2 protein-coding genes and 2 pseudogenes are annotated in these 3678 nt (G+C 60.0%); all 4 read left to right on the top strand.

Annotated elements, in window-relative coordinates; translation table 11 throughout:
- Positions 1-512 (top strand): annotated as a pseudogene (locus GHO42_RS01940) (BatD family protein); the annotation flags it as partial.
- Positions 509-1594: an HAD family phosphatase gene (locus GHO42_RS01935; protein ID WP_256670704.1), complete on the top strand. Its 1086-nt coding sequence runs from the start codon at positions 509-511 to the stop codon at positions 1592-1594. The pseudogene GHO42_RS01940 and the gene GHO42_RS01935, both read left to right, overlap by 4 nt.
- A gap of 51 nt (positions 1595-1645) precedes the next feature.
- Positions 1646-3232, top strand: a complete 1587-nt coding sequence (locus GHO42_RS01930) for an arylsulfatase (RefSeq protein WP_095000495.1) — start codon at positions 1646-1648, stop codon at positions 3230-3232.
- A 144-nt stretch (positions 3233-3376) separates the two neighbouring features.
- Positions 3377-3678, top strand: a pseudogene (locus tag GHO42_RS01925) (spermidine synthase); the annotation flags it as partial.

Here is a 3678-nt window from a genome sequence, read left to right as displayed (position 1 = left end):
CCCCGGGGCTGGCCCTGCCCGCTCCGCCCCGGGGCTCGGTGGCCGGACTCGGTGCCTACCCGCAGACCCCGCAGGTGAGCAATCTGGACGACGGCCGGGGCGGTTTCAATGGCGGTCAGCGCATTGACCGGGTCAGTTATCGCATCGAGCGCGAAGGCGATTTCGAGCTGCCGGCAATCCGCGTCAAATGGTGGGACAGCGTGAACCGCCAAATCCGTTTCGGCGAACTCCCGGCCGTCACCTTCAAGGCCACAGCCAGCAGCAGCTACACCCCGGTGTTCTCGATCGTTGACGACCTCAGACAAATGGGCCAACCCACCCGGCTGCGGCTGCCCGCCACGTTGCTGGTTGGCATCGGGTTATTGCTGCTGGCCGTTGCCCTGTCTGTGAACCGGCGGCGCTTGCTCCACGCTTTCAATGCCATGCGTCAGTGGAAACACAACCGCCCGCCGCGCAAAAACTATGGTTTGCGCCCGCTCAACCCAAGACATGAAAAGGACTTCCAAAAATGAATAAACAAAAAACTGTAGCCGTGGCAGCGAGCCTGCTCGCGAATGGCCTTCGCGAGCAGACTCGCTCCCACTGGAGCAAAAGGATCTCGGCAAGAACGGCAGCGACTCTGCTATTCGCCCTGCCCCTGTTCGCCCTGGCTGCCGACCCGTTGCCCTCCTGGAACCAAGGGCCGGCGAAAAAAAGCATCATCGAATTTGTCGAGACGGTTACCACGCCAGACAGTAAGGGCTTTGTACAACCCGAAGCGCGTATCGCCGTGTTCGACAACGATGGCACCCTGTGGAGCGAGCAACCTGGTTATTTCGAGGAGCTGTTTGCCTTCGACGAAATCAAACGCATGGCCCCCCAACACCCGGAATGGAAAGACCAGCAACCGTTCAAGGCGGTGCTGGAAAACGACCACAAAGCCCTGGCCGAAAGCGGCATGGAGGGCCTGCTGAAAATTTTCATGACGACCCACGCAGGGCTCACCACCGATGAGTTCCGCGACAACGTCCAGCGCTGGCTAAGCAGCGCACGCCACCCCACCAGCGGCAAGCCCTACACCGAGATGGTCTACCAGCCGATGCTGGAAGTGCTGGCCTACCTGCGCAGCCAGGGATTCAAGCCCTACATCGTGTCCGGCGGCGATACCGGCTTTATGCGCGTATTTGCCGAAGAGGTCTATGGCATACCGCCAGAGCACGTGATCGGCTCCACGTTTGTCACCGAATACCAGGTCAAGGACGGCAAACCGTCAATCCTGCGCACCGCCAAAATTGCCCACAACGATGACGGCCCCGGCAAGCCGGTAAGTATCGACAGCGTGATTGGCCGCCGACCGATCCTCGCCTTCGGCAACTCCGACGGCGACCTGCAGATGCTCCAGTGGACCGCCGCCGGCGACGGCCCGCGCCTGATGGGGCTGGTGCATCACACCGACGCCAAACGCGAATGGGCCTATGACAAGGACTCGAAAATCGGCCGCCTGGACAAGGCGCTCGATCAGGCAAAACAGCAGGACTGGACTATCGTCGATATGGCGTCGCAATGGCGACGGATCTACCCGTTCGAGACCAGTGCCAACGAGCAACAGCAATAAGAAAAACAGCCGTCAGCAGTGCACCAACCAGGTCAACAAGGAGCAAGTTGCATGACTCGAACAGCCAAGTGGTTCCCCCGGCTAGCCCTCGTGGCGGCTTCGGTGATGGCGTTGTCCGCCACCGCCGTGGCCGCCGAAAAACCCAATATCCTGGTGATCTTTGGTGATGACATTGGCCAGTCCAATATCAGCGCCTACTCCATGGGTGTGGTGGGCTACAAAACCCCCAACATCGACCGGATTGCCAAAGAAGGCATGATGTTCACTGACTACTACGCAGAGAACAGCTGCACCGCCGGGCGCTCGTCGTTTATCACCGGGCAGACGCCGCTGCGCACAGGCCTGTCCAAAGTCGGCATACCGGGAGCACCGGTAGGCCTGCAAAAGCGCGATATCACCATCGCCCAGGCGCTCAAATCCCAGGGCTACGCCACTGCACAATTCGGTAAAAACCACCTGGGCGACCGCGACGAGTACTTGCCGACCAATCATGGTTTTGACGAGTTTTTCGGCAACCTCTACCACCTCAATGCCGAGGAAGAACCCGAACGCCCGTACTGGCCCAAGGATGACCCGGCTTTCGTCAAGGCCACCTCGCCCCGTGGCGTGATCCACAGTTTTGCCGACGGCAAGATTGAAGACACCGGGGCCCTGACCGCCAAGCGCATGGAAACCATCGACGACGAAACCACCGCGGCCGCGCAGGAGTTCATCGAAAAGCAGGCCAAGGCCGACAAGCCTTTTTTTGTGTGGATGAACACCACGCGCATGCACGTCTTTACCCACGTGCGCGACTCGATGAAGGGCCAGAGTGGTATGCCCGGCAACGAGTACGCCGATGGCATGCTTGAGCATGACGGCGACGTCGGCAAACTGCTGAAAACCCTCGATGACCTGAAAATCGCCGACAACACCATCGTGGTCTACACCACCGACAACGGGCCGAACCAGTTCTCCTGGCCGGACGCGGCCACCACGCCGTTCCGGAACGAGAAGAACTCCAACTGGGAAGGTGCCTTCCGTGTCCCGGCAATCGTGCGCTGGCCGGGGAAAATCAAGGCTGGCGAAGTGAGTAACGAGATGTTCTCGGGGCTGGACTGGTTCCCGACCCTGCTCGCGGTGGCTGGCGATGCCGATGTCAAAGACAAGTTGCTCAAGGGCTGGGCCCCGGTGGCAGGTGGCAACAACTTCAAGGTGCACCTGGACGGTTTCAACCAGTTGCCGTACCTGACCGGCGAACAACCCAAGGGCAACCGCAACGAGTTCTACTACTTCAACGATGACGGCATGCTGGTATCGATGCGTTTCGACAACTGGAAAGTGGTGTTCTGCGAGCAACGCGAACCGGGCGGTTTCAAGGTCTGGAGCGAACCTTTCGTATGCCTGCGGGTGCCGAAAATCTTCAACCTGCGCATGGACCCGTTCGAACGGGCTGACGTGGTCTCCGATCAGTATTACGACTGGAGCACGAAAAACGTCTACTTGAACGAACTGGCAATCATGAAGGCGGCCAACTTCCTGGAAACCTTCGTCGATTACCCGCCAAGCCAGAAGCCGCCAAGCTTCAGTATCGATCAGGTACGGGCAGCGGTAGACGCCAAGATTGCGGAAAAAATGAAAAATCAGCCAGCGCAGTAAACCTGCCCTGTGGGAGCGGGCTTGCCCGCGATTGTCTCGACGCACTGCATCTGTCAGATCGCGCCGCCTCCATCGCGAGCAAGCCCGCTCCCACACGGGGTAACGACTCCTTCCCGAATTCCTTCTGCACAAGGCTCCCGCGCAATGCCGTCACCCTTACCGCCCAGCCGTACTGCATTGTCTGCCACTGCCTTGCTGCTATTTATTTCCGGTACTGCCGCCCTGATCTATCAGGTGCTGTGGATCAAACAACTGTCGCTGGTGATCGGTGTCGAGGTGTACGCCATCACCACCGGCATCAGCGCCTTCTTTGCCGGGCTGGCCCTTGGCGGGCTGCTGTTTGGCCGCTGCGCCGACCGCCTGGGCAAACCCTTGCTGTTGTATGCGGGCCTTGAAGTCGGTGTGGCCGTGCTCGGCATCGGCGCCACGCTGGGGCTGGGTATGGC

Origin of the sequence: Pseudomonas sp. FSL R10-0056 (genome assembly GCF_009600105.1) — a bacterium.
GTDB lineage: Bacteria > Pseudomonadota > Gammaproteobacteria > Pseudomonadales > Pseudomonadaceae > Aquipseudomonas > Aquipseudomonas bubulae.
Note: the sequence above shows the minus strand (reverse complement) of the source record. Positions and strands in the feature narration are given on the sequence as shown.

Bases quoted from the DNA above. Each gene is read 5' to 3' on its own strand.
- GHO42_RS01935 (WP_256670704.1), top strand. From the start codon at position 509: ATGAATAAACAAAAAACTGTAGCCGTGGCAGCGAGCCTGCTCGCGAAT.
- GHO42_RS01930 (WP_095000495.1), top strand. From the start codon at position 1,646: ATGACTCGAACAGCCAAGTGGTTCCCCCGGCTAGCCCTCGTGGCGGCT.